This window comes from Yokenella regensburgei (assembly GCF_051486985.1).
GTDB lineage: Bacteria > Pseudomonadota > Gammaproteobacteria > Enterobacterales > Enterobacteriaceae > CBFFRJ01.
On record NZ_JAHVDV010000047.1, the window covers coordinates 1 to 24,814 of the forward strand.

The 24,814-nt window shown below is 56.1% G+C and carries 15 protein-coding genes; 4 read left to right on the top strand and 11 right to left on the bottom strand.

Annotated features, from left to right (window positions below):
• Nucleotides 1-659: 659 nt before the first annotated feature.
• Together KXR87_RS21995 and pdeH are read right to left on the bottom strand one after the other, a co-directional pair.
• On the bottom strand, nucleotides 660-2,714 hold the full coding sequence (locus tag KXR87_RS21995; protein WP_437434324.1) for an AsmA family protein: 2,055 nt from the start codon (nucleotides 2,712-2,714) through the stop codon (nucleotides 660-662).
• A 68-nt stretch (nucleotides 2,715-2,782) separates the two neighbouring features.
• On the bottom strand, nucleotides 2,783-3,553 hold the full coding sequence (gene pdeH, locus KXR87_RS22000; RefSeq protein WP_437434325.1) for a cyclic-guanylate-specific phosphodiesterase: 771 nt from the start codon (nucleotides 3,551-3,553) through the stop codon (nucleotides 2,783-2,785).
• Nucleotides 3,554-3,792: 239 nt separating this feature from the next.
• Here pdeH and KXR87_RS22005 point away from each other — a divergent pair, with 239 nt between their 5' ends.
• Entirely contained in the window at nucleotides 3,793-4,722 is a 930-nt protein-coding gene (locus KXR87_RS22005) for a sugar kinase (protein ID WP_437434326.1), read from the top strand.
• A gap of 110 nt (nucleotides 4,723-4,832) precedes the next feature.
• Here the strand turns inward: KXR87_RS22005 and KXR87_RS22010 are convergent, their stop codons facing one another.
• The 9 genes from KXR87_RS22010 to bcsR form a co-directional block, all read right to left on the bottom strand.
• On the bottom strand, nucleotides 4,833-6,332 hold the full coding sequence (locus KXR87_RS22010; RefSeq protein WP_437434327.1) for a M16 family metallopeptidase: 1,500 nt from the start codon (nucleotides 6,330-6,332) through the stop codon (nucleotides 4,833-4,835).
• A gap of 216 nt (nucleotides 6,333-6,548) precedes the next feature.
• Nucleotides 6,549-7,835 carry a dicarboxylate/amino acid:cation symporter gene (locus tag KXR87_RS22015; protein ID WP_437434328.1) on the bottom strand — a complete coding sequence of 429 codons (1,287 nt, stop codon included), beginning with the start codon at nucleotides 7,833-7,835 and terminating at the stop codon, nucleotides 6,549-6,551.
• 157 nt (nucleotides 7,836-7,992) lie between these two features.
• The gene (gene hmsP / locus KXR87_RS22020) at nucleotides 7,993-9,999 is read right to left on the bottom strand and encodes a biofilm formation regulator HmsP (protein ID WP_437434329.1); all 2,007 of its coding nucleotides are present in this window, start codon (nucleotides 9,997-9,999) and stop codon (nucleotides 7,993-7,995) included.
• A gap of 215 nt (nucleotides 10,000-10,214) precedes the next feature.
• Entirely contained in the window at nucleotides 10,215-13,700 is a 3,486-nt protein-coding gene (gene bcsC / locus KXR87_RS22025) for a cellulose synthase complex outer membrane protein BcsC (RefSeq protein ID WP_437434330.1), read from the bottom strand.
• Entirely contained in the window at nucleotides 13,682-14,788 is a 1,107-nt protein-coding gene (gene bcsZ, locus KXR87_RS22030; protein WP_437434331.1) for a cellulose synthase complex periplasmic endoglucanase BcsZ, read from the bottom strand. The genes bcsC and bcsZ overlap by 19 nt, the downstream gene beginning before the upstream one ends.
• Before the next feature lie 6 nt (nucleotides 14,789-14,794).
• Nucleotides 14,795-17,227 carry a cellulose biosynthesis cyclic di-GMP-binding regulatory protein BcsB gene (gene bcsB, locus KXR87_RS22035; RefSeq protein ID WP_437434332.1) on the bottom strand — a complete coding sequence of 811 codons (2,433 nt, stop codon included), beginning with the start codon at nucleotides 17,225-17,227 and terminating at the stop codon, nucleotides 14,795-14,797.
• A 26-nt stretch (nucleotides 17,228-17,253) separates the two neighbouring features.
• Nucleotides 17,254-19,857 carry a UDP-forming cellulose synthase catalytic subunit gene (gene bcsA, locus KXR87_RS22040; RefSeq protein ID WP_437434333.1) on the bottom strand — a complete coding sequence of 868 codons (2,604 nt, stop codon included), beginning with the start codon at nucleotides 19,855-19,857 and terminating at the stop codon, nucleotides 17,254-17,256.
• Complete coding sequence (gene bcsQ / locus KXR87_RS22045) at nucleotides 19,854-20,618, bottom strand: cellulose biosynthesis protein BcsQ (RefSeq protein ID WP_437434334.1); 765 nt, start codon at nucleotides 20,616-20,618, stop codon at nucleotides 19,854-19,856. Before bcsQ ends, bcsA begins: the two co-directional genes overlap by 4 nt.
• A gap of 11 nt (nucleotides 20,619-20,629) precedes the next feature.
• A complete protein-coding gene (gene bcsR, locus KXR87_RS22050) occupies nucleotides 20,630-20,818 on the bottom strand; it encodes a cellulose biosynthesis protein BcsR (RefSeq protein ID WP_437434335.1) in 189 nt (62 codons plus the stop codon).
• A 174-nt stretch (nucleotides 20,819-20,992) separates the two neighbouring features.
• Between bcsR and bcsE the strand changes: the two genes are divergently transcribed.
• Genes bcsE through bcsG form a run of 3 tightly spaced genes read left to right on the top strand, consistent with a single transcriptional unit; the run spans nucleotide 20,993 to nucleotide 24,427 of the window.
• On the top strand, nucleotides 20,993-22,555 hold the full coding sequence (gene bcsE, locus KXR87_RS22055; RefSeq protein ID WP_437434336.1) for a cellulose biosynthesis c-di-GMP-binding protein BcsE: 1,563 nt from the start codon (nucleotides 20,993-20,995) through the stop codon (nucleotides 22,553-22,555).
• On the top strand, nucleotides 22,552-22,749 hold the full coding sequence (gene bcsF / locus KXR87_RS22060) for a cellulose biosynthesis protein BcsF (protein WP_437434337.1): 198 nt from the start codon (nucleotides 22,552-22,554) through the stop codon (nucleotides 22,747-22,749). The genes bcsE and bcsF overlap by 4 nt, the downstream gene beginning before the upstream one ends.
• Nucleotides 22,742-24,427, top strand: a complete 1,686-nt coding sequence (gene bcsG / locus KXR87_RS22065) for a cellulose biosynthesis protein BcsG (protein WP_437434338.1) — start codon at nucleotides 22,742-22,744, stop codon at nucleotides 24,425-24,427. Before bcsF ends, bcsG begins: the two co-directional genes overlap by 8 nt.
• Nucleotides 24,428-24,814 lie beyond the last annotated feature (387 nt).

Consider the following 24,814-nt stretch of genomic DNA (forward strand, 5'->3'; position numbering starts at 1 on the left):
CTTTTTATCTGTAACTCCTGGCGTACAGCGGGGGGGTGCGGTCCGGCTGAAAATCGGTGAGGCGTTGACGACGGGCCGGGACCGCCCGCAGGGACGCGGGCGGAGGGGATAGCCTGCAGGGATGCAGGCTGGTCCCCGACCCGACAGCACGGCGGCATAGGACGAACGGACCGCGCTGCGGCGATTTTCCTGGCCGGGAGCCCGGGTTGCAAGGGAGGCGGCGGCGAGCCTCCCTTGCACGTTCACGGGTGCGGTGGCTTCAGAGAAAAATGAACTTACGGTGAACGGAACCATTCCACGTAGCCTGCATGGGCTGTTCCACTATCCGCAACAGTCTCTCCTTGAGCAATCGTGCGGAATGTTCCCCCTCACCCTGACCCTCTCCCCAAAGGGGCGAGGGAACGGTCCGTGCCCACATACAATTCCCCCTTCACCCTGGCCTTCTCCCCGGAGAGCGAGGGGACCGTCCGTGCCCGTACAAAATTCTCCCCTCACCCTGACCCTCTCCCTCAGGGAGAGGGTCAGGGTCGTGCCCGTCTCAAACTGCGCCAGCCGTATGCGAAACGGTTCCGATCACCTCGCATGCAAGACCGGGTACGCTTTTCCCCCTCGCCCCTTCGGGGAGAGGGTTGGGGTGAGGGGCAGTCACCGCACAATACTTACTTCTTCATCTGCGACAGTATCGTCCGGCACTGATTCTCTTCACCTTCCGATGGCGACACCAGCGCCAGCAGCGCAGCCGCGGGCGTGACCAGCGTTGCCAGCGCTGCCGCCACGGCACCACGGGCAATCAGTGGCCCGGCTTTAACACCGGCTTGCGGGTTTTTAAAGCTTCCGCGCACATAGAGCGGTGAACGCAGGGTCACGATACGGATGCCTTTACTCTCCGGATCGATGGTCAAATCCAGTTGCTCTGAGGCAAAGCTTGCGGTCCCGGTCACGTTAATGAGCGCATTCTCTGTATCAAAGGCGAAGATTTGCGGACGGGCCACGCCGTTGACCAGGTTAAGGTTCGCTGCCGCACAGTTGACCCGTACCTCATCGTCACCAAAAAGCTGCCCGACCAGGTAATTCCCGACATTAAGCCCGACAATCTCCATCAGGTTCCGGCTGATAAGACCATCGTTCATCAACAGTTTCAGGTTGCCGTTGCTGGTGCCAAGAAGCGCTGCCACCGAGTTCCCGGTTCCCCGGAAGTCTGCATCGCCATTCATTTCACCCAGCGTCTTCTGCATCAGTTCTACATCCGGCATCAGCTCTTTGAGCTTCAGCCGCCGCGCCTGGATCTCCGCCCGCCCCTGCATCGGTTTTTTATCCCCTTCGAGGCGGATATGGGAGGAGATGGTGCCCCCCGCAAGGCCGAACTTGAGTGGACTCAGTTTGAGGTCAGCATTTTGCAAAATGATGTGCGTTGACAGATCGCTTATCGGCAGGGAGCTACCATGCTCTATGCGTTTACCTTTAAAGCGCACATCGGCATCCATCACGTCCCATTTGTCGGTTTCAAAGCGGTCATAAGGCAGCACTTTCCCGGCAGGTTGGAGATTTTTCTCACCTTTTTTCTGCTCAGCCTGCTTCGATTTTTCTGCGCCTTTACCGGAATCAACGCCAATCAGCGGCCCCAGGTCTGCGAGTCGCAGCTGCGTTGACTCAAGATCGCCTTCAAGTTTCGGGCGAGGTTTACCGGTGGTGTAGGTCAGCGAACCGTGAATATCACTGTCGCCAATACGTCCGTTAAACCCGCGATAATCGTAGACGGAGCTTTTCTCAGCATCGATTTTAGCAATCAGATGCCCGTCCGTTTCGAACGGCGGCGTATCCGGCAGCAGCACACCTGTCAGGTCGTAGAGTTCGCTCAAGGAATTGCCGGCAAATTTCAGTTGCAGATCCACGCCGCCCATTTTCATCGGGTCGTTAACCTTACCAACGAATGCCACGCGGGTGTTACCGGAGCGAAAATCTGCCTGTACCGGGAATGGCGTTCCTTCGCTGCGTAATGCCAGCATACCGCCAATTTTTCCCGTGCCGGTGAGCGGCTGGCCGTTGTAACGCCCTTTTGCCTTCAGCCCAAAGACATAGTCAGCCACCTGCGCGTTATCTTTATTGTCACCGGTGATTTCGTTAAAGGGCACTGGCTTACCCAGTGGGTCAATGAGGATCTCGATATCCGCTTTGCTGACCTTATCGTCAACCGTCACTTTCCCCTGATCGAAGAGAATATTATCAAGGCGGAACGCCCAACTGGAGGGCTGAGCATTGGGGTCTTTGTTTTCATCGCCGGCGAGATCAAAGGTCCAGTTATTATTCTTCTCAGAGAGCCGAATCAACCGGGCATCCGGTTTTTGCAGCTTGATCCACGGCAGATAGACGGTTTTGGTGAGCAGCGCCAGTGGCGCCAGAGTGGCTTCTACGCGCGGCAGATGTACCATAGTGACTTCCGGGATCTCTGGCGGGTTGCCAAGAATAATGTCATCAGCATGAATGTGCGGCCAGGGCACCCAGCTTCGCCAGCCCCTCTCCTCTTTCTGACGCTCCCAGACCACCCCCAGATCGCCTCGAATGGCGAAGGGCCGGTTAAGTTCGGTGGAGACCTTCTCATTAATAGTGGGTTTGAGACGATTCCAGTCAAAAGTCGCAATAATAACGATCGCCACGACAACCAGTAGCAGTAATGTTCCAGTGACGGCGAGAATAATTTTCCGTGTTTTTGTCATGCGGGCGCCCTTTCTTTAAAGCCTTGCCTGTCATAAAGATAGCCGAGGCTGGCGGAAAGGGGCGATGCTTAGAGGTCAAGAATGACGCGGTCGAGCGTTTCCAGTGGAACCGGGCGGGAAAGGAAGTAACCCTGGGCTGCAAAAGCCGGAGAATTCTGAACGTCACGCCACTCTTCCAGCGTTTCCACCCCTTCCACAATCACACCCTGACAATAGCGGTTCATCAGCTGGAGCAGCAGCGCAAACAGGTTCTGCCCTTCCGGCGTTTTACGCAGCATGATGAAGAGGTCACGCGCGACTTTAATGTAGTCGTAATGCATCTCGCCGAGCGCGGAGAAGTTGGCCATACCGGTGCCGAAATCATCCAGCCACAACGGTCCCATATCGCTGATCATCGCGAGAGTGGTGTCTTCCGGCAGACGAATGTGTTCCACCAGCTCAAAACGGATCCAGGGTACGGTTTCAATCAGGGCTCTCAGCGCTTTGTTCTGGCGCATTGCCAGCAGCGTGGGGCCATCCACATTGACCGACGCCAGGACATTATTTTCGATGAAGAAGGCGTGCTGCTTCGCTAACAGGGCAATCTGCTCATGCACAACATCAACGCGCTGGCGAACGGCGACTTCAGAAAAATAGCGATCCGGAGCAATGCGCTCACCGGGTTTACTGGGATGCGTTACCACGGTCAGCACCTCAATCGCCATCAGGCGACCGTCAGTCTTGTAGATAGGCTGATAAGTATAAGCAAGCTCACACTGCAGCCAGTAACGACGCTCCTGCAAGCTTTCAACGCTTGCCTCAGGATAGTTTAGCCGCTGGATAACCTGCTTTAACTTCATTTCGCCTGTCCTGTTGAAGATAAGTACCGAAAAGAACTCGCCATTGGGTTATCGGCGTAACGGCAGATAACTTTACGTCCACAAAAGACGCATTCTTAAAAAGCCCGGCAGGTGTTTTCAGCTGATTGCACAGAACACGCGTGAGCTCAAATAAATAATGGAACGATGTTTTAATATAGTTGACCACGAAACACGCACACAGCACACTATTGTTAATTCATCTGATTCAGGTTCCGACTATGTCAAAGAAAATTGCGGTTATTGGCGAATGCATGATTGAACTGTCACAAAAGGGCACGGACGTTAATCGTGGCTTTGGTGGCGACACGCTTAACACCTCGGTCTATATCGCTCGTCAGGTCGAGCCAACAGACCTGTCCGTACACTATGTGACCGCCCTCGGCACCGACAATTTCAGTCAGCAGATGCTGGATGCCTGGCAGGCAGAAAACGTCGATACCAGCCTGACTCAGCGTATGGAAAACCGCCTTCCCGGTCTGTATTACATCGAAACCGATGAAACCGGCGAACGCACCTTCTACTACTGGCGTAACGAAGCGGCCGCGAAGTTCTGGCTGGAGAGCGAGCAGTCCGCCGCCATCTGCGAATCGCTGGCCTCCTTCGATTATCTGTATCTGAGCGGTATCAGCCTGGCCATTCTCAGCCCGGCCAGTCGCCAGAAACTGCTGTCACTGTTGCAGGCGTGCCGTGCAAACGGCGGTAAGGTTATTTTTGATAATAACTACCGTCCGCGCCTGTGGGCCAGCAAAGAAGAGACGCGTCTGGTTTACCAGCAGATGCTTGCCTGCACCGATATTGCTTTCCTGACGCTGGACGATGAAGACCTGCTCTGGGGCGCGATGCCGGTAGAAGAGGTCATTGCCCGCACTCAGCAGGCAGGCGTGAAAGAGATCGTGATTAAACGCGGTGCCGACTCCTGCCTCGTGGCCATTGAAGGTGAAGCGTTAAAAGAGGTGCCAGCGGTGAAACTGCCAAAAGAGAGCGTGGTGGACACCACGGCCGCAGGCGATTCCTTCAGCGCCGGTTATCTGGCGGTGCGCCTGACCGGTGGCGATGCACAGGCAGCGGCAAAACGTGGTCATTTAACGGCCAGTACGGTGATTCAGTACCGTGGGGCAATCATCCCTCGCGACGCGATGCCGAACTAAGACGAGATTTTTCCCCTCACCTTCTTTCCAAAGGGACGAAGGGGCCAGTTGTCGTCTGGGATGAAAGCAAAAAGCCGGGTCGCGTTAGCGCTACCCGGCTTTTTAGTGGACTAGGGTTTTGGCGGAATATCCGAAACGTCGGAATGCGGTTCCTCACTGCCCACCGGCGTCGCTACTGGAGCGGCATCTCCGGTCGACATAAAGGTTTCCCAGCCTGCCTGCAACTCCTTCATATTAAATTCCGGCTCCCCTTTTGGCTGGAGCAGAATTAATGCCATATCCTGAGAAAGCTGCTGATGCAAATCCTGGTTCAGCTCTTCTTTCGTCAGAGAGGCAAGGAAGTTTTGCCGCAGTTTCTGATACTGCTCGGGGGCAATATCCACGACCTGATTCTGTAACGAACGCATCCGCTGGCTGATGAGAATATCCGTATCCGCGCGGGCGTAGGTGGCGAACAGTTTCTGCAGTTCGAGATTCTTTTGCGCCACTAAGGCGTTGAACTCCTCTTCTGCCAGACCGTTATCACGGACCTTCGCCAGCTCGCGGGCGACCACGCCTACATTGCTTTGCAGTTTGTCATTCGGTGAATCGAGGTTAATCGCGCACTGGGCACGCTGGAACAGCACCCGGCAGTCGAAGCCGAGGCCAATCTCTTTGTTATTCGCTTTCGTCAGATACTGCTGGAGATGCCAGAACAGGGCTTCGCGGGCCAGATCCTCACGCCAGTAGCGCTGCAAGGCTGCTGACTCACGAATCGGCTGCCATGCGCTATCCCACGTGATAGCGAGCCTGTCCTGCGATACGGAATCGGTCATGATACTCACCGGCTGACGCGGAATCGCTGACAGTGTAGGCACGGGCGCAGGCGTTTCACGCTTGCCCTTCAGGTCGCCAAAGACTTTATTGATTTGTTCAACCACGCCGCGGGTATCGACATTCCCCACCACGATCAGCGTCATCGCATCCGGTGTATACCATTTCTGGTGAAAAGCCTGAAGCTGCTTGATATCCACGGGTTGCTTAAGGCTTTCTGCCGGATCGTGCCCTAACAGCGTTGACCCCTTAAGACGATAGCGCCACCAGCTGTCTTTGGTATTGCCCGGCCAGGTGGCCACCATATCTTCACTGGCCAGCGCATGGTTCACCGTTTCAGGCGTAATGGTGAGTCTTCCGGTACTGTCTGACAACCACTGCAGCGCCTCTTTAAGCAGATCGCTGCGGTTGTTCGGAAGACTGAGGTTAAACATGGTGTATTCATACGACACCAGCGCAGGAGGCAGTGGGCGTTTGGGATCAATCCCCTGACGCCAGAGTGAGCGCACCTGGGTCGGTTGCAGGCTGCCGCTGTGGGTCAGCGCAATGCGAGGAATAAAGTGGCTGAAGCCGGTTTGTTGGGTACTTTCAGTGAGTGACCCCGTATTGACTGACAGGCGAACCTCAACGCGATCGCTTGGACGCTGAGGGGTGGCTAAAACCTGCCACTGTAAACCGTTTGCCAGCGTCCCCTGTTGCCAGGCGGGATCTGGCTGGAGTGCTTCTGCCTGCACATAACCGACAGCTGCCAGCATCAGCAAACCGCCTGTTAACAATCGAATTTTTGTGCCCTGCATGAGAACCCCTAATCAACATTCCTGGTTAAAAAGTTAGCCCCGCTATCGTGGGAGGCCAAAGATCGCTAACACTGGGTGTTAGACCCCGTAAAAGCGAAAATGTCTCACGGCAAAGTGAAATATCAGTAAGAATTCCAGTGGGACGATAGCGGGCCAGGGGTCAATTATGCTCAGGCACCCGCAGCCCGACAAGGGCTACGGGCTTAAGTTACGAAATTATGAGGAAATTTCCCCCGTTTTGCTGCCTGAAGCACGGTTATCCAGCGTATCGACAAGCTTTTTCTGATCCAACTCTTTTACCCACTTCGCCACCACCACGGTTGCCACACCATTGCCCACCAGGTTAGTCAGCGCACGCGCTTCCGACATAAAACGGTCAATACCCAGAATCAGCGCCAGCCCGGCGACAGGCAGATGCCCGACCGCTGAGATAGTTGCCGCCAGCACAATAAAGCCGCTGCCGGTCACACCCGCCGCCCCTTTCGAGGAGAGCAGCAGCACCACCAGCAGGGTGATCTGATGGAAGATATCCATATGGCTGTTGGTGGCCTGCGCAATAAACACCGCCGCCATCGTCAGGTAAATGGAGGTGCCATCAAGGTTAAAGGAGTAGCCGGTCGGGATAACCAGCCCCACCACCGACTTGCGACAGCCGAGGCGCTCCATTTTTTCCAGCATACGTGGCAGGGCCGATTCCGACGAGGAGGTGCCGAGCACAATCAGCAGCTCTTCACGGATGTAACGGATAAACTTGAAGATATTGAAGCCGGTCGCACGGGCAATACTGCCGAGCACGACCACCACAAACAGAATACAGGTGATATAGAAGCAGATAATCAACTGCCCGAGTTGTATCAGCGTCCCTACGCCGTACTTACCAATCGTAAAGGCCATCGCACCAAACGCGCCAATCGGCGCAAGACGCATGATGAAGTTGATAATGCCGAAGATCACCTGCGAGAAACTTTCAATCACGTTGAAAATGAGCTGACCTTTGCTGCCCAGGCGATGCAGCGCAAAGCCAAACAGCACCGCAAACAGCAGCACCTGCAGAATGTTACCGCTGGCAAACGCGCCAATCACGCTGGATGGAATGACATCCATCAGGAAGGCAATAATACCCTGATCCTTGGCCTGTTCAGCGTAGACCGCCACCGCTTTTGCATCCAGCGTTGCCGGGTCAACGTTCATCCCCGCGCCGGGTTGTACTACGTTAACGATCACCAGGCCAATAATCAGCGCCAGCGTACTTACCACTTCAAAATAGAGTAACGCCACCGCGCCCGTGCGGCCCACTGCCTTCATGCTTTCCATACCGGCGATACCCGTCACTACCGTACAGAAAATGACCGGGGCGATAATCATTTTGATGAGCTTAACGAACGCATCACCCAGCGGTTTCATTTGCGCGCCAATGTCAGGGTAGTAATGGCCGAGCAAAATACCGATAGCGATAGCCGTCAGCACCTGAAAGTAGAGACTTTTAAACAGAGAGGTTTTCATAGGGTGTCCTTGAGGTTTAAACCACAGGCTTTATAGGGGTTTCTCGCGCCTGCGGAATAAAAATAACACCCGTAAAACATGACAGAAATAAACTCACATCAAATTTGAAACAATCATGTTAAGAATTTAGAGCTGACTCGCACAAGCCAGCGCTAGTTCATGCATTTTCAGTCTTATCTGAGCGGGTCAGATACCGCGATTCGAAAGCTTCCGGCGTTACCGCTTTATCGAACAAAAAGCCTTGCGCCATTTCAACGCCGGCATCGGTCAGCCAGTCGCGCTGGGCCTCGGTTTCCACCCCTTCGGCGATGATATGAAGATCCAGGCTACGCGCCATATGAATAATGGAGGCAACCATGCTGCTGTCGCCCGGCAATCCCTCGACGAAGATTTTGTCTATCTTAAGCAGGTCCACCGGCAGTGACTTCATATGCTGTAACTGACGTAATCCGGCATACCCCATACCGAAATCATCGAGCGCAATCTGCACGCCGGCATTGCGCAACGGGCGCAGTATCGCCACGGCAGCGTGGGGATCGTCAATTCGACGGCTCTCCGTCACTTCCAGGATCAGCATATTGGGTTTAATGCGATAGCGGTTCAGCAGCTCCAGCATGTCCGGTACCATGTTGTGGTGCATCAACTGAAGCGCAGAAAGGTTTACCGACAGCGGCATCGTCATCCCTTTTTCCTGCCAGGCAGCCAGCAGGCGGCAGGACTCCTCCAGCACCCAGTAGCCCACCGTCACCATCAGGCCGCAGGACTCGATGCGCTCAATCAATCCCTCCGGCAAATCCCAGCTTCCGTCCGGCTGCTCCATGCGCAACAACGCCTCGGCGCTGACGACCTGCCGGGTCGCGAGATCCACCTGAGGCTGAAGCCAGATAGCGAATTTTTGCTGGTCGAGGGCGTTGAGAATGTCACTCTCTTCGGTCAACCGCTTTTGCGCTTCTTCCATTTGCTCCGGGTCGAAGAACTGAATCTGATTTTTCCCTTTTCGCCGTGCGGTAAAGGCGGCGGAGGCGGCCCGGCGATAGAGCTGTTCAGCATTCATTCCGCCGTAGAACATCGCTACCCCGATACTGGCGCTGGGGCGCAGCTGAATGCCATGCATCGGCAGCCGCTCGTTAATCACAGTGAGCACTTGCTGACCGAGCGTGATCGCATGCCAGGGCTCTTTCACGCCATGCGCCACAATCGCAAAGTCGTAGCCACTGACCTGCGTTAACACCATCCGCGGTGCCAGCACGGACTTGATTTTTTCCACCAGCGTCATCAGCAGGATCTCCCGCTGCGCCTCTTTCAGTACCCCCGCCGTCTCCTGCAACGTTTCACAAGCGACAAACATCAGCGCCGTGGTTTTTTGCCGGGTCACCACCTGTTCCAGCAGCGCCATCAGAAAGGCTTTATTGGGCAGATCTGAGACCGGGAACTGCATCGACTGAACGTTGAGTTCATCGTGCTGGCGCAACAGATTTTGTTGATTTCGGTTATAGCTACGTACCAGGCTGCCAATTTCATCATCATGGTGGTGGCGCGGCAGCGGAAGCTGGTGTCCAAACTGCTCCTGGAGCGGGAGTTCATGCAGTTCGCGGGCAATTTTGCGTAGCGGGTGAACAATAAGACGGTTAATACACCAGGTAATGGATACCGTCATAATTAACGTCAGCAATAAGTAAGCGGTCACCAGCGTAGAAAGCGTACTCATCACAAATTTATAAACCCGGTATGAATCCGCCTCCAGCACCAGGTACGCCAGCGGCTGGGGATTCGCCGGACGTTGCAGGGAGTAGATGGGCAGCGAGATCTGAATCGGCAGTTCGAACACACGGGCCAGCATCATCGGCACCGGTCGCTCCGGGATAAACCGCACCCGCAAAGCCTGGAACTGGTTGGGTAAAACGACGTCTGCGCGACTGACTACGCCCGCAGGCTTAATTTGTTTGATGATGGACTCGGCTTCCGGGATATCCGCTTTCAGTATGGCCTCGGAAAGGGGTTCACGAACAGACCGGGCAATACTTTCCAGTTGCGTAGCCGTGTTGTAGCGATTTTGCTGCACAAAATGAAACAGCAAAGTGACGCAAAAAATAAAAATAAACACCACCGCCACGGCAAAGACCGCAGCCATCTGTTTAATGGTTAAAGAACGGCTGACACGCAAGTTAACTCTCCAGAGATACAAAAAAGCAGGCCGTCGAATCAGAACGCTGCCGCCAGAGTATACTCTATCGGGCCCTTGTTGAGCTAAACCGGTGAAGAGTTTATATGCGCAAATAAGCACGCGACGGGCGCGAATTAACCCAATGAATGCTATGCCTTAATCGGGTGCGCCGGGGGAGAGATCCCCCTCCCCGCGCCCCCAGGAATACTCTTCATTTACCAGTCAGCATACGGCGTCAGCGTCTGCGGCGGCATATCCATATCGCCCTGCCATCCCGCGGCGGAATAGCGCACGAACAGCATGCCCTGACTCGGAGTGTAATCTTTTGCCTGCTGTATATTGACCCCCAGCCCTACTGACCAGTTAGAGGTCACTCTGCGCTCGATCATCGCCTGGGCGGTATACCCCACACCCGATGAGGCGCCCCCGCTTTCAATGTCCTCGCGGGCATCCGCACGATATGCCGCAGGAATAAGCCTCATCAACGGATAGCTGGGCTGCGATGCACTGCGCGAATGCGACCAGGAGACGGAGCCGCCAAGCTCCCAGGACCACTCCCCGGTGCGCTCACGCCAGGTGACAGGCACGGCAAACGAGAGGTATTCCTGTGGGCTGTAATAGCCGCCCTGGCCCAACGTGTAATGGCTGAGATCTTTATCGTAATGCCAGATCATGTTGCTCAGACCCACGGTGACCCGGCGATTATTCTCGTTAACCAGCTTGTAGTAATACCCCGCCATCCAGCGCACACGCCAGTTATCCGCCACGTTTTTACCGGTTAACTGGTCAGCACCGAGCGAGGCCCACACGCCGTGAGCGTCGCCGCGATCGTAACTCATGCTTGCCGTTGCGCCGTTGGCCCGCACCCCGCCCCAGGTGGTGCCGGGGTGATCGCCATTACCATTATCCTGCTGTCCACCAAAAGCCAGCATTGAGCTGGAAAGGGGGCGGCGGTGCGCATTCAGCGTGTAGCCAATCACGCCAATATCGTCGCTATAGCTCAGCCCGCCGACCACATCTACCACGTTAAATCCGATAGGGGTGGTGCCGATGTCCATATCCCAGGTGTCATTGCGCCAGCCGACGGCTACGCTCACGCCGCTGTCTTTTTGCGTTCGATGACCGGAATCGCAATCGAACAGATTACAGGTGCCCCAGTTTGGCGACCAGCTACCATCGTCATCCCTGGAGAAGGTTCCGGCGTTCATATTGACCCAGTCACCGCGCAGGAACATTCGACCATCCGCCAGCGGCGCATCCGCCTGCAACATGGTGGTTTGCGCCTTCAAATCCGAATAGCCCCCGGTGCCACTGGAACCCCAGTTATTATGTTGCAGCGTGACGTTAACATCCTGCTGGCGATAGAGGTCAGCCGCATCACTGCGGACACCGCGTTTCAGCCAGTCGTCTTTCTCATCGTTACGCGTCAGCAGCGTGAAGGCATCGTTACTGGCGGGGCGTACCGGGGTGATACCCGCGGCGATCATCGCCTCTTTATACGTCTCCAGCGCCTGTTCTGGCTGGCCCATGCTCGTCTGAAAACGTGCGGCATCCCGCAGCACCAGCGCGCTCTCCATTGACGGAGGCTGGGCTTTGGCCTGCGGCACAATGTGATTAAAGGTCTGTTCTGCCTCCCGCGTATCACCGAGTTGCGCCTGCACCAGCGCAACGCGCCGGGCGGCATTAAGGGATGGCATTGCCGTTGGTGCTGGCAGTTTTGCCAGCATCTGACGCGCCGCCATACGATTGCCCCGGGCGGCATAGATTTCAGCCAGTCCCTGCAGAGCGTCTGCATTGGCAGGGTCACGCGCCAGCACCGACTGATAACGGGAGGTCGCTTCGTTATGGTCGCCCCGCTCCTGCGCCCAGTCTGCCAGCGTCAGTTCAATGCGGGTCGAGGTGGGTTGCTGTTTCAGGAAGGCTTCCGCCTCCGCTTCCTTGCCGCTGTCACGGAGCGCGTTGGCCCGCTCCAGCAGTTGGTTAGCTTCCAGCCTGTTCGCCAGTTCCTGAATGTTACTGTTCCATTTCGCTTTCGGCAGGGTGTTGAGGTGCGCCAGGGCTGCACTTTGCTGATCGTTACCAGAGAGGTACAGCCCGTACGCATAGACCTGTTCAGCGTCGCCTGGCTTATCCTGTGCGAGTGTACGCATTTGGGCGTCGGCGGCTATTTGCTGCCCCGACGCGCGCAGGTCGCTTGCCAGCCGGTAGGTCACCCAGACGTTGCCGGGATCAAGTTCAAGCCGGCGACGTTGTCGCTCCGCCGCCCCGGCAAAGTTCCCCTGATTCTCCAGACGTTCCGCCTCCTGCGCCAGCCCCTCGTTGGCCATGCTGCGCTCGATATCATCGATGCTGCGACGCTGGCTGGCCGAGAGCGTCTCAATAAAGGCCGTCGCTTTCTCAGGTGACTGCGCACGATAAATATTGGTCAGCCCGCGCACTGCGTTGGTGTTGCCCTTATCCATCCGCAGCGCCTGTCGATAGTAGCGCTCGGCAGACGCCGTATCGTTACGCGCCAGTGCCGCGTCTCCCAGACCCAGCACCGCATAGCTATCTGTCTCATCAATACTTCTCGCCTGCTGATAGTACTGCTGCGCCCGACCGGGATTTTTCGCCGCCAGTTGCGCATCCCCCTGCTGAATAAGCAGCCAGTAGCGATTGACCTTCAACAGGCTGTCCCACTTCCCGCGGTTATCGCTATCGGGATCAAGGGCGATGGCTTGCTCCAGTTGCGCAACGGCACGAGCGCGATCGCCGCGCTGAGAATAGGCCTGACCCAACGCACCAATGGCTTCGCTGTCCTGATGATTTTTATTGACCGCCTGCTGCAATGCCGCAACGGCATTTCCACCCTGGCCCGCCTCCACCGCTGCCAGCCCGCGCGCCCGCGCACGAAACGTCGGGTCTGCCAGCTGCTTCTGTTGCGCATCGAGCTGCTGACGCGCGGTCACCACGGTGTCGCCTTCACTAAAAACGCTCAGAAAACGCTGTAATGCCGCCACGCTTTGGTCACTGACGGTCATTCCCTGAATGTTTTGATACCAGATAGAGGCGGCGTTCTCGCGCCCGGTATTATTTTTTGCCATCTGCTCAAGTACGGCATACCCCTCTTCGGTCCGCCCGTCCGCGAGCAACAGGCGCGCAAGGGTGCTTTGCAGGTCGGCATTTCCCGGATTACGGCTATTAATGGCTTTAAGCTGATTTACTGCTTCGGCATGACGTGCCGGAATTTTTGCCACCAGGCTCCAGTACTCCGGGGCCAGGTTTCCCTCCGGCGGAGCGCCGTTAAACAGACCTTCATAAGCCGCAATCGCCTCCTGAGTATGCCCGGTCGCTGCCTGCAAGCGCGCCTGCTGTAATGCCTGCCGCCCTTGCGCAGTGGAGAGGGCCATTTCCGTTTTTGCGGCCTTATAGGCAGCAGAGTCTGGCGCCAGCGTGACCAGACGGTCGAGCTGTTTCTGCGCCCCTGCAGTATCGCCCTGACGCAGCAGATAGCGAAGGCGCGCGGCGATAACATCCGGATCGTCGGGTGCCATCAGCTCCAGGCGATAGAGTGACTGACGCACCAGATCTTCACGCTTGTTGGTCTCGCCAAGACGCACCTGTTCCAGCAGCTGCTGTTGCGCGGACGGGGCCGCTTGCGCGACGGGCATCAGAGCGATGCCCAGCGCTAAACTGAGAAGACTTAATGAGAACTTGCGCATTCCTGGCCCCAGTCAGGTTGTAACTCACCACGAGGGGTGAAACGGAAACGGTGCTCGTCCCAGCCCTGACCAAAAAGGGTCAGGACGTAGCTGAAGTAAGCATCATTGCCCGGAAAATGATCTGCCACGCGCTGGCGTTGTGTTGCCTGAGCGTCACGATTCTGAATAAAAGGGAGTAACACGGCGGAAAAGCCGACCGGCCCCTCTCCTTTGGCTTTCCCTGTGGCTACGTCCACTTCTTCCGGCGGCAGGCCCTGCTCCGCGGTAAGGGTCGCCATCGGTTTGAAGCGTGCCAGCAGACGCGCTTTTTGCAGATCCCGGTCATGCATCATGCCCACCCATCCGTAAACACGAATAGCATCGTAGTTACTGATAAGCGTTTTCTCTGGCTGCAGCTGCCAGCCCTTGTTTTTTTGATAGCGAACCCAGTCAGGGGCGAATCCTTTGGGTGCCGTCTCCAGCAGCAGGCGCAGGTTCGTTTCGCGAAGCGTGGTCCAGGGGGCGCCGTAGCGGGTAAAGTATTGCGCCAGCTGAGGCGGGAAATAGCTCGGATTAAAACGCCAGATATCCTTATCCACAAAACCTACTTTACCGGGAAGCAGCATAGCGCCAAGGCCGGGGACGTTGACCACCTCTTCTTTCGCTATTCGTGACAGCAGCGCCTTACCCAGACGGGTGTACTCCGGCTCGTTCCATAACCTGCCCGCTTCCAGCAGCGACCAGGTTATCCAGACATCACCATCCGCTGCGGAATTGCTGTCGAGCACCTCCCAGTCATTATCGTTTTTCTTTCCCCATAGCCAGGCCGGAAGGTGGGCGCTCAAATCCCCCTGCGCAAGGTTGTCCTGCGTCCACTGCAGGAGGGACGCAAACGCCGGGCGATCGTTCGCCGCAAGCGCAAAAAACAGCGCATAGCTTTGCCCTTCTGAGGTGGTGATCTTACGCGCATCGCTGGGGTCAACCACTCTCCCACCTTCGCTGATGTAGTGCTTTTTGAAGGTATCCCAGGCCGGCCAGCTACAGGCGGCGCGTGCCTGCACCGCCAGCAGCATCAGCACCACTACCATAGCCCAGCGAAACACTCTCATTATGGCTTACTCATGATCCGGGTCGAGGCGACGGCGGCTGATAATACGCAGCAGACGCCACAACACCCAGGCCAGCAGCACTACACTTACAGCCGCCAGCACCGCCAGCAACACCGGATGGCTCGACAACGCATACCAGATGCGCTCGAACCACGGCAGGTGGCCGACATAGTAAATATCCCCTACGCGCAGACCGCTCACCCCCGACTCACGAATCACCGATACAGAACCATAAATCGCCGCGCGTTTACCGCTGTCGTTCATGGCGCTGTTGAGCAATTCGTAGCCGCGCGGGCTGTCTGCCAGCAGCGCAACCACGCTACGCTGTTCATTGAACGGCGACTGGAAACCCACAATCGCAGCCATCGGTCCGCTGGAGCTCACGGCGGTTTGCACATCTGGCTGACGGTCCGCCTCGTCCGGCAACGGGCCGGGGAATGGCGTCTGACGGGTTGGTGTTTTCACCCAGCTTTGGGCGGCGTTCACCAGCAGGTCGATATGTTTGTCATTTTTGAGTTTGTCCGGTATCGAGCCGATGATCAGGATGTCGGCATCTTTACCCTGAATCTGGGTATTGTCATCGGTCAGGGTCAGATTGATGGCCGGGAAACCGGTTTGAGCCCCGAGGGAACCCAGCGCGTCCAGCAGCGTCGTCAGTTGCGCCGGGTCTGGCTCAGGCGGTGTCACCACAATGGTTTGCGACAGGTCAGCCATACGGGTGAAGGGGAAGCCCGCATTGGCAAATGCACGCAGATCGGGCATGGCCAGGAAGTGGTAGTACTTCGAGAAGTCGATGGTGGAATCATCACCAATGACTACCCGGTTCTGTACCGGCTGGAAGGTGACGCAGTTGTCGACAGTTCCGCCCGGCATCGGGTTCATGTACTGAAAATCAAAACGCAGCTGGTTAACCGCACCCAGTTTCAGCGCCGGAACAGCGACATCCGTTTTGCCATCAAGTAACCCTTGCAGCACCGGTAAACGCAGCAGCAGACGATTAGTGTCCTGATTGCTGGTCAGACTGAAGTATTGCAGGAACTGGTTATTGAGGCTGATATCCATGCGCGAATTGTCTTTCGTCGGCGGCGCGGTGTAGCGGTAGTTCAGCTTCATATCGATGCCATTGCTGCGCAACAAATAGAGATCCGGCGGCAGGTTCAGCGCAACGCTGATAGAGCCAGGCTGCAGCCCGGAAGACTGCAACTGCTCTTCAAACGTTTTCAGTTCACCGAAGGTGACGGGGCGGTCCGTACGCACCCAGTTCGGCGCATCATAAGGTTTACGCGCCAGCAACGGTTTTATCTCATCAACCGTGACGCTACTGCCACGGAACAATACATTGCCCTGGGCGATGCCTTTTGCGGCCTGCAGCAGATCCTTGTCATCACGCCCGAAGACCACCAGCAGCTTCACGTATGGATTGGTCGGATGGTTCATCATGGTAATGGTAGGGGCCTTCACCGCAGGTGCGTCGCGCAGGAAGGCTGGCCGCTTGTCGTTGGTGGCGAACACAATGGCGTTGCTGTCCGGCAGCCCGTCAAACTGCACCGGGAAACGCTGTCCGCGCCAGCCGGTGCGGGAACCAAACCAGGAGGCAATGATGGAGGCCGCCTGCTGCTGGGCAATATCCGGGGTGCCCGCGAAGACCATCGGCAGGGTTAAGGGGCGATTATCGCGGGGGTCGAAAAAGGGGATCGGGAAATGGGACAGATCGTTTTGCAACGCCAGCGTCTGGTAAGAGAGCTCAAGCGAGCTGCTGCGCCCGATGTCCATCCACAGGGTGCTACTGGCCGGGTTCTCGCAGACATCACGATAATGGCCGACAAACTCCAGCCGCACGCGGTTAAAGTCGGTAATGTAGAGCGGGTCGATGGGCACCTGAGCGCGGGTTTTATTGCCCAGCTGTTCCCGCGTCACTGGCAATACGCCCATCAACTCTTCGTTGAGATAGACCTTCAGCTGCGACTGAACGGGCAGAAGTGACGGAGAGGGCGTGTACTCCAGCGTTAACAGCGCCTTAGATACTACCTCATCGCTGCGCGTACCAAACTCCACGCCATTACTCGGGTTGATACCGCGCAAGACCATGCTGCCTGGCGGCGGGGCAATTTCAGCAAAGGTCAGCTTCACGTTACGCGACGGGGCGGCGTCCGCAACGATGGGGGCATTCGCTTGCGTTACCCCCGGCATCACCTGGCCTATGGCCTGACGGCCCGCCGCCGGAGCCGGTGCGGTCTGGCCCTGGGTTGGGGTTGCAGGGCGCAGGGCTTCGGTTTGTCCGGGTGCAGCTGTCACCACCGGCTCGGTGGCAGGCGCAACGGCAGGTACGGTCGGGGCGGCCTGCGCCGCCGGGTTACCGGGCGCCGCATGGGTCATTATTGAGGGGAGCGTACTTATCCCCAAAGCCACTGCACACATCCAGGAGAGTTTTGTTTTCATCGCGTTTTCATCATTGTTGAGCCCAATCACGTCACCGGTTGCTGTTCCGCCACGCCACGCTCGGGGCGGCGCGGAACGAACGACACAATCCAGGAAACCAGTACGGTCAGAGACCGGAAAATCATTTTTACCGACGCAGGAGCAAACTCCGCGAGATGGCGATAACCACGGAAGCCCAGTTTTAAAATATCCAGCAGGCTTTCCAGAGGTTTATCTTCCGGGAAGCTGTCCTGCCACAGTGCCCATGTATCCGCGCGGGCAAAAGTGCACTGAACAAAATCAACGTGTTGCTGCGTGGTTAACGGCATCAGCTGAAGCCCGACTTCATTGCCTGACACGCGCACCACCATCGTCGGGAAGGCGTACTCCTGCTGCCCGCGTTTTAGCAACAGGCGCACTTTTTGTCCTTCAAGCACCTGCGACTGGCCGTTGATTTTGATACCTACGCCGCCATCGGAAAAATCATGCACCGTGCATGAGAAGAGGTGCCCGTCCTCACGGGCAATGGCCGCTGGCATTGAGATTTCAACGCGGTGCGCACGACGAACCTGTTTACTTTCCACCGACACCGCCACCGCGCCGCCAAGGATGATCAGGTTATAAAAGACCCATGCAATACTGACAAAGACGGTGAGAATTTCGTTTTCGGGGCCATAGAAGTAGCGCCAGACCCCCACCATTACCCCCACAATGTTCAGCAGCACCAGGTAGATGTAAGGACGCGAGATCACCCAGTCGACATACTCTTCTTCCACAAGGCCACCTTTCGCGGTGACGTTAAACTTGCCCTTGTGCGGGTTAAACAGCGCCACCATCGTTGGCGGGGCAATGTACCAGGCCAGCACCGTTTCGTAGATTTCACTCCAGAACGAGTGACGATATTTACCCTGAATCCTGGAGTTAGTGAGGCTTGCGTGGATCATGTGCGGCAGAACAAAGAGCGCAATCATGATGGCTGGCGCATAAATGATGTAAGCATGGAGCAGCAGAAAGGCTAACGGTGCCGTCAGAAAGACCAGCCGGGGAATACCCGACATAAAGTGCAGCATGGCATTAACGTAGCAAAGGCGCTGCGCCAGCTTCAGACCTTTACCAAACAGGGGGTTATCGAGCCTGAAAATCTGTACCATGCCACGGGCCCAGCGAATACGCTGACCGATATGCGCGGACAGGCTTTCCGTCGCCAGCCCGGCTGCCTGCGGGATCCGCATATAGGCTGACGTATGACCACGGCGGTGTAAACGCAGCGAGGTGTGCGCATCTTCGGTGACCGTCTCAACGGCAATGCCGCCGATTTCATCCAGCGGACCACGGCGGATCACAGCACAGGAGCCGCAGAAGAAGGTCGCATCCCACATGTCATTCCCGTCCTGCACCAGTCCATAGAACAACGTCCCTTCGTTAGGCGTTTTGCGAAAACGTCCGAGGTTGCGTTCAAAGGGATCGGGCGAGAAGAAGTGGTGCGGCGTCTGCATCATCGCCAGATCCTTTTCCTTGATGAACCAGCCCATCGTCATCTGCAGGAAAGAGCGGGTGGGTACGTGGTCGCAGTCAAAGATGGACACAAAGTCGCCTTTGGCATATTTGAGCGCGTTATTGATATTCCCCGCTTTTGCATGTTCGTGTGTCGTACGGGCGATGTACTCCACACCGACCCTCTGCGCGAACTGGCGAAACTCCTCACGTCCGCCGTCGTCCAGTATCCAGATTTTGAGTTTATCTTTCGGCCAGTCGATGCCCAGTGCGGCATAAATAGTATTTTTAACGACGTTCAGGTCTTCATTATAAGTGGGCACGAAAATGTCTACGGCAGGCCACAGAGTCATATCTTTTGGCATAGGCACCGGCTGACGATTAAGCGGCCAGACGACCTGAAAATAGCCCAGCACCAGCACTATCCAGGCATAGGTTTCTGCGAAGAGCAGGACCAGGCCACACACCAGGCTGACCGGATCGTTCCAGTTTAGCGTTGAGGTATAGCGCCACCAGATGTAACGGCAGGAGACGGTAAGCGAGAGCACAATCAGCATCAGGGCCGCAAATCGTCCGGGGATACGCCGCACGAGGAGCGCTGCGCCCCAGAGTAAAACCAAAAAGATGAACTGAGACAAAGGGTTAAACGGCTGGGTAATACAGAGCAGGGCCAGAATCAGCGAGATGGTCACGATAATACCCAGAATCACGCGCCGCGCCCCCTTGCTTAAATGGCCCAGCTCTTTCTGGTTGTCGAGGTGGCGGGTCTGGTCGGTCACCCGGCCCGGCAGGTTATCGAGCCAGCGATGGTAGCGCTCGCGCAATGAACGTGTACGGGTAAATCGGGCAGGCCGCGCCTCATGGTGTCCGCGCCGTGGCCGGGCTACCAACAGCCACAGGGCCTGTAGCAGGTAGCGCGCCGGATCGAGCGGACGCGGGCGGTCAGGGTTGATATGGGGAAATAAGGTCGCGTGTTGCGCCCGTATAGCCTGCCAGCGCGGCCGCTCAAGGGGAATAAATAACCAGGCCATGATAACCCAGAAACAGCCACACGCGGCGCTAAACCCCGGCGCCTGATGACGGCGATAGTGTTGGTAACGCTCGCTTAACCGGGCGTAAACCGGGGGGATTAATAGCCAGGCGGCAGGTTGACTCATGGCGCTACCCCCGGGGGATCACCTTTCTGAGCGCGTGGGGTGGCACAATGTAACAGACACCAGTTTGCCAACGTCAGGATCTCTTCGGCTGCCAGAGCATCAGCCCGGTATTCACCTAACGGCTGTTTAGCCCCCAGACACTCGACCATCGCCTCATCGCGATGGATGACCGTGTGCAGCAAACGTGGCTGGCTCTGCAACCAGACCTGGTAGAGGTCATCCTGCATTTGGCTGCCGATGCGAAAGTCATTAATCAGAATATGTGCCCCCGCCGGCAGGGGCTGTTGATGCAGACGGACATGACAGTTAGTGTCCGGCTTAACCACCACCAGAGTATGGTCGCAATGCGCAAGAAACTGGCGAGTTAACGCTGAAAACCCATGCGGCAGATCAACCAGTACCCAACTGTAATGGTGCTGTGATTGCAGGGTGTGCAAAATGTGGGTGAAGTGGCTCAGGGCGTCGTGCAGCAGGTGGCTGTTTTCCCACTCCCCTGCCGTCAGGCGGCCAAACGGAAGAATATCGAGGCTGGAGGTATACCGCATACCGGCATCGCGCCAGTCCTCGCTATCCAGCATGGCACGCGCCCAGCCCTGTTCCCGCTCGAATTCAACGTTGAATGACAGACGCAGGAGGTTATCGGGGCAGGCATCCACCACGAGCACGGATTCGCCAAGAACCTGTAATGCCCAACCGAGTGCGGCAGTAATGGATGTTGTGCCTACACCGCCGCGCACCCCTTGTAACCCCAATACGGCCATCCACAGCTCCCTTATGGTTGTCGCGCTAATTCGGCAAGGAGTGGCCAGCGTTTAATAGCCGCAGCCAACTGTTCTCGCTGAGAAATATCGGCATAATCAATTTCAGGTAATGAAAATGCCTTACTCAGCGCCAGAAAGTCGTTTTGAAATGTATAACCCAGGGTCGTATCACCTTGAGTTTTAGGCTTTTCACTATGCATTTCAGGCCCGATCCCTTTGAAGAGAAAACATACATACATTCTTAGCAATCGTATTTGCCAGGGAAAAAAATTTTACACGCCAAATCTGATGTTCTTTAATTTCAATGTTAGGTTTATTTCTTCGCTTTCGCTAGTAAACTGATATACAGATTAATTACAAAGTAGAGGGACACCGTGACCCCCATATTTTCTATTGGCATCCGCTCATTATGGGACGAACTGCGTCACATGCCAGCAGGCGGTGTCTGGTGGATTAATGCCGATCGCGAGCAGGACGCAATAAGACTTATGAATCAGACGCTTGCATCGCAGGCTGACGACAGTCGGGTAGCGGTGACCGGAATGGGTTACGATCTTCGTAAAATCATCGAATTAGATCGAGATCACGGGCCGGAAAAAATACGCTTATTTTCCATGCCCGCTACTGAGAATGGTCTATACTTTTTCACCCGCGATTTATTGTCTACATTTGAGCCTGAAAATTATTTACTTATCCTTATTTGTGCAAATAACGCGTGGCAGAATATATCGGCTGAGAAGTTGCATGAGTGGATTAAAAAAACGCATGAGTGGGCGAAATATCATAATTGCTCCTTACTGGTATTAAATCCCGCCACGAACAGTGACAGACAGTCATCCATATTGATGAGTGAGTATCGCTCTCTATTTGGGTTGGCCAGTTTACGCTATCAGAGTGAAACATATCTGTACGACGTGGCCTGGTGGTGTAATCAGAAAGGCGTCAGTGCCCGTCAGCAACTTATTCTGGAAAACCACAACAACGGCTGGCAATTAGCCCAGCAGGAAGAGACGACAATACAGCCACGCAGCGATGAGAAGCGCGTGCTGAGTAACGTTACCGTCCTGGAAGGTGCGCCTGCACTTTCTGAACACTGGATGCTTTTTGAAACCAATGAAGCCATGTTCAATGAGGCACGACTGGCGCAGGCTGCGACCATCATCTTTGCCCTCAGGCAGAACAATCAGATTGAAACCATCGCCCGGCAGATCCACGCTTTGCGTCGTCAGCGTGGGAGCGCATTGAAAATCATTGTGCGTGAAACGCAGGCCAGCCTGCGGGCCACGGATGAGCGATTGTTACTGGGGTGCGGGGCCAATATGGTTATTCCCTGGAATGCTCCCCTCTCCCGTTGCCTGACGCTGGTCGAAAGCGTGCAGGGTCAGCAGTTTACCCGCCACGTCCCGGAAGATATCACCACGCTTCTCTCTATGACCCAGCCGCTTAAGTTACGCGGTTATCTGCCGTGGGAGACCTTCAATGAAGCGGTGAGCAATATGGTGAATAACCCGCTGTTGCCGCCGGACAGTAAAGGGATACTGGTCGCACTGCGTCCGGCTCCGGGGATTCGCGTTGAGCAAGCGCTCACTTTATGCAGACCAAACCGCGTCGGCGATATTGTCACCATCGGCGATAACCGGCTGATCATGTTTTTATCGTTCTGTCGGGTAAACGATCTTGATACCGCGCTAAACCATATTTTCCCGTTACCTACGACAGATATTTTCTCGAATCGAACGATCTGGTTTGAAGATACCCAGATTACCGGCGAACTGGTGCTGATGCGCGAAATCGAACCGGAAAAATGGGGCAAACCGCTGCCCATCGTGACCAGGGAGACGAAAAAAGTGATTAACGCCGAGCATGACGGTCACGCCTGGCGTCATATTCCTGAACCGTTGCGATTATTAGCGGAAGAGACGGAGCGTTCACTATGATGTCTGTGGCTGACATTGTTCAGCTCGTGGTGCTCTGCGCGCTGATTTTCTTTCCGCTAGGGTATCTCGCGCGTCACTGGCTGCACCGTATTCGCATCATTCTACGAATAATGTTTACGAGACCCCGGTATGTGAAACCGGCGGGCACTCTGCGCCGTACACCGCTTGTCAAGGCAGACCGAAAACATGACTAATCAATCCTTTACCGCTTCTTCGCCCTCGCCGCTTTGGCAATACTGGCGGGGTCTTTCCGGCTGGAACTTCTATTTTCTGGTGAAGTTCGGTTTGTTGTGGGCAGGTTATCTTAATTTTCATCCGCTGCTGAACCTGGTGTTCATGGCATTTTTGCTGATGCCCATCCCCAGACGCAGTTTGCATCGCTTACGTCACTGGATTGCTATCCCGATTGGCTTTGGCCTGTTCTGGCATGATACCTGGCTGCCAGGCCCGCAAAGCATGATGAGTCAGGGGAGTCAGGTGGCAGGGTTTAGCGCCGACTATCTTCTGGATCTGGTGACGCGTTTTATTAACTGGGAAATGATTGGCGCGATCTTTGTCCTGCTTGTCGCCTGGCTGTTTCTCTCGCAGTGGCTTCGCGTTACCGTCTTTGTGGTGGCAATTATGGTCTGGCTCAACGTGCTGACGATTGCCGGCCCGGCTTTTACCTTATGGCCCGGCGCACAGACGGGGGGGACTGTCGCGACAACGGGTGGCACCGCCGCGCCTACGGTTGCCACGACAGGAGCGGGCACCGCGCCGGTGGTCGGGGGTATTCCGGCACAGACTGCGCCGCCTACGTCAGAGAACCTGAACGCGTGGCTCGCCAGCTTCTATGCCGCCGAGGAGAAACGCCAGACGCCGTTTCCGTCACAGCTGGCGGCCGATGCGCAGCCCTTCGATCTGCTGGTGATTAATATTTGTTCCCTCTCCTGGGCCGATATTGAGGCTTCGGGCCTGTCATCGCATCCGCTCTGGCAGCACTTTGATATCGTCTTTAAACAATTTAACGCCGCTACGGCTTACAGTGGCCCGGCTGCAATACGTCTGCTGCGCGCCAGCTGCGGCCAGACATCTCACAAAAATCTCTACCAGCCTGCGGGTGCGCAATGTTATCTGTTTGATAATCTGGCAAAACTGGGCTTTACCCAGCAGCTGATGATGGATCATAACGGCGTCTTCGGCGATTTTCTTAAAGAGGTGCGTGAGAACGGTGGCATGCAGGCACCGTTGATGAACCAGGCTGGCCTGCCGCCGGTGCTGCTCTCCTTCGACGGCTCGCCAGTGTATGACGACACGGCGGTACTGAATCGCTGGATGGAGAGTGAAGCCACGCAACAGGGACATCGCACCGCGACCTTCTATAACCTGCTGCCGTTACATGACGGAAACCACTACCCAGGTGTGCGGCAGTCGGCGGACTATAAAATCCGTGCGCAGAAGATGTTTGATGAGCTGGATGCATTTTTCACCCAGTTAGAAAAATCCGGCCGCAAAGTGATGGTCGTTATGGTGCCGGAACACGGTGCTGCGCTGCAGGGCGATAAAATGCAGGTATCGGGTTTACGTGATATTCCAAGCCCGTCTATCACCCACGTGCCGACGGCGATCAAATTCTTTGGTATGAAGACGCCACACCAGGGAGCGCCGATTGAAATCAATCAACCGAGCAGTTTCCTGGCCATATCAGAACTGGTGGTGCGTGTGCTGGACGGTAAGATTTTCACCGAGGACAGCGTGAACTGGGATCAACTGACCAGCGGCCTGCCACAGACGGCGCCGGTATCGGAGAATGCGAATGCGGTGGTGATTCAGTACCAGAACAAGCCGTATGTTCGTCTGAACGGCGGGGACTGGGTACCGTATCCGCAGTAGTGTGGTTGACATGCAAAACCGAGTACGTTTTTCTTGCTCGCCCCATTGGGGTGAGGGCCGGGGAGAGGGGAACAGTGGGTGACAGGCTCAAAGGGTTCCGCTTACCTTCGGTGGAATCGTTCCGTTCACCTCACATGCGAAACCGGGCTCGCTTTTCTCCCTCGCCCCTTTGGGGAGAGGGCCGGGGTGAGGGGAACAGTGGGTGACTGGCTTAAAGGGTTTCAGCCGTAAAAAGCGCGGTTCCGCTGACCTCCGGTGGAATGGTTCCGTTCACCTCATGTGCCGCGCTTCCATGCAGCACCCTCCCCCGTGAACGTGTTAAGGGCGTTCTCCGCCACGCCCTTAACAATCCCGGCTCCCGGCACGAAAACTGCCGCTTCGCGGTGA

Bases quoted from the DNA above. Each gene is read 5' to 3' on its own strand.
- bcsZ (WP_437434331.1), bottom strand. From the start codon at position 14,788: ATGAGAGTGTTTCGCTGGGCTATGGTAGTGGTGCTGATGCTGCTGGCG.
- bcsA (WP_437434333.1), bottom strand. From the start codon at position 19,857: ATGAGTCAACCTGCCGCCTGGCTATTAATCCCCCCGGTTTACGCCCGG.
- pdeH (WP_437434325.1), bottom strand. From the start codon at position 3,553: ATGAAGTTAAAGCAGGTTATCCAGCGGCTAAACTATCCTGAGGCAAGC.
- bcsF (WP_437434337.1), top strand. From the start codon at position 22,552: ATGATGTCTGTGGCTGACATTGTTCAGCTCGTGGTGCTCTGCGCGCTG.
- bcsG (WP_437434338.1), top strand. From the start codon at position 22,742: ATGACTAATCAATCCTTTACCGCTTCTTCGCCCTCGCCGCTTTGGCAA.
- bcsQ (WP_437434334.1), bottom strand. From the start codon at position 20,618: ATGGCCGTATTGGGGTTACAAGGGGTGCGCGGCGGTGTAGGCACAACA.
- KXR87_RS21995 (WP_437434324.1), bottom strand. From the start codon at position 2,714: ATGACAAAAACACGGAAAATTATTCTCGCCGTCACTGGAACATTACTG.
- KXR87_RS22005 (WP_437434326.1), top strand. From the start codon at position 3,793: ATGTCAAAGAAAATTGCGGTTATTGGCGAATGCATGATTGAACTGTCA.
- bcsC (WP_437434330.1), bottom strand. From the start codon at position 13,700: ATGCGCAAGTTCTCATTAAGTCTTCTCAGTTTAGCGCTGGGCATCGCT.
- bcsR (WP_437434335.1), bottom strand. From the start codon at position 20,818: ATGCATAGTGAAAAGCCTAAAACTCAAGGTGATACGACCCTGGGTTAT.
- KXR87_RS22010 (WP_437434327.1), bottom strand. From the start codon at position 6,332: ATGCAGGGCACAAAAATTCGATTGTTAACAGGCGGTTTGCTGATGCTG.
- bcsB (WP_437434332.1), bottom strand. From the start codon at position 17,227: ATGAAAACAAAACTCTCCTGGATGTGTGCAGTGGCTTTGGGGATAAGT.
- KXR87_RS22015 (WP_437434328.1), bottom strand. From the start codon at position 7,835: ATGAAAACCTCTCTGTTTAAAAGTCTCTACTTTCAGGTGCTGACGGCT.